This window comes from Parablautia muri, assembly GCF_009917485.1.
GTDB lineage: Bacteria > Bacillota > Clostridia > Lachnospirales > Lachnospiraceae > Suilimivivens > Suilimivivens muri.
This window is the reverse complement of sequence record NZ_QZDT01000160.1, coordinates 1-1526: the sequence shown is the minus strand read 5'-3', so window position 1 is coordinate 1526 and position 1526 is coordinate 1. Positions and strand designations below refer to the sequence as shown.

At 48.3% G+C, this 1526-nt stretch carries 3 protein-coding genes; all 3 read right to left on the bottom strand.

Annotation, left to right across the window (positions count from 1 at the left end):
• Positions 1-109: 109 nt before the first annotated feature.
• The 3 genes from D5281_RS26375 to D5281_RS24895 are packed head-to-tail and all read right to left on the bottom strand — an operon-like array spanning position 110 to position 1236.
• Complete coding sequence (locus D5281_RS26375) at positions 110-274, bottom strand: hypothetical protein (protein ID WP_277935630.1); 165 nt, start codon at positions 272-274, stop codon at positions 110-112.
• Positions 275-281: 7 nt separating this feature from the next.
• Positions 282-647, bottom strand: coding sequence for a hypothetical protein (locus D5281_RS24900; RefSeq protein ID WP_160562530.1), 366 nt, complete (start codon positions 645-647; stop codon positions 282-284).
• A 16-nt stretch (positions 648-663) separates the two neighbouring features.
• Entirely contained in the window at positions 664-1236 is a 573-nt protein-coding gene (locus tag D5281_RS24895) for a major tail protein (RefSeq protein WP_330585340.1), read from the bottom strand.
• Positions 1237-1526 lie beyond the last annotated feature (290 nt).

Here is a 1526-nt window from a genome sequence, read left to right as displayed (position 1 = left end):
ACATCTATCCTAACGGTAAGCGACTTGATTTTTTTAGCCACAAGTGTTACAAAAAAGCTTGACCACTACAAAGGCAGGAAACTGACCAGCGAAACACCTATTCTGCCTGTTAAAATAAATCCATGTCCTGTTGCGTTCCAAGCACTGCATAGGAGCAGGCGTCATTCCTGCTCTCGCAGTACATATCATTGATAAGCCCGATGGAGAGCAGGTCAAGGTCTGCTATCGAAAGCCCTAACTGCACACACCGCAGAAGGAACAGCGGCGTGGTCATTTCCCGCTCAGTTGGGCGAAGTTTTTTTAGCCTCCACATCCGTCTGCACATTGAGTCCCCACAGTTCTATCAATTGTGGTAGCACTTGGTAGATGGAAAATGTGTTGAAACCATCCAGCCACTCATCCACTTCGTTTGGAATCTGTGGGTCGGCGTGCTTCGCCATCGTGTAGGCGATATTCTCGAACATCTCCAATGAGAACAGATCAAGGTTGGAGTTTTCCTCATCCCCCTCACCAATACTCTTTTCCAGAATCCGCAGGTCCTTATAAATATCCCTCTGAAATTTCAGTCTGTAGATGCGCGGAATCGCCGCCGATGCCTTGAACAACACATCCTGCCCGTCAATCTCTATCTTCCTAACAATGCTCATATCCTTTCAGCCTCCTTCATCCCTGTCCTTCTGTCTCTGCATCTACTGCCTTTGGCTCCGGCAGGTATACGGATTTATACCAGTTGGCATAAGTCTCCGCAGATGTCTTGTTCCCGGTCTTGGCTTTCACATAGCCGCTTGCCAGCGGTCTTGCCTTGATGGTCAGCGTTTCCGTCTGCACCTCCCGGCTCTCCTCATTCGTCTTGCCCTCGATCTTGGGGCGGCTTGCGGAACAGTTATACAGCACATGGCGGATTTTGCGGATGTCCCCGTCAAACTCAAACAGCAGCGCAAAGGCCGCCGTCTCGGAGTGTGCGTTTTCCACCAATACTTCATTTGTATCTGCCTCTTCCTTTAACACATCCGTGCGGAAACTCTCCGGGATGAGGGCAAGCTCTAAGTCACCGTCATAGCCCATGTTGTTGGCTATGATGTAATACTCGATTCCGTCCGCATAGAAGGACTCCGGCTCCCCGTTGGGGTCTAATGCGATGGATACCGCTCCGGGCATCGCCACCGGGTTCCCGAATCCGATCTCCCCATTCTCCTGTGTTTTCTGCAAAGCATAATGGTGTTGCTGCCCATTTATTCTGGCTTCAAATAAACCTGATTGATTGTCACAGAATTAACCGATATAATGACATCAGCATAGAGAAAGAGAAAGTTCCAGAGCACTTATTTTTTTGCAGAGACAAGTGTTCTGGAACCATTTATAAACATGGTTATTATATCAAAATACGAAACAGAATACAATGAGGAAGCAGATATTTTTTATAACCAGTAAAGAAGAATGTACCTGCCCGTGCTGCGGGGGACGGTTAAAATACAGGGATCACAGGCTGCGTATACATAAGTTAGCCGGCGGCGGGAAGGAATGGT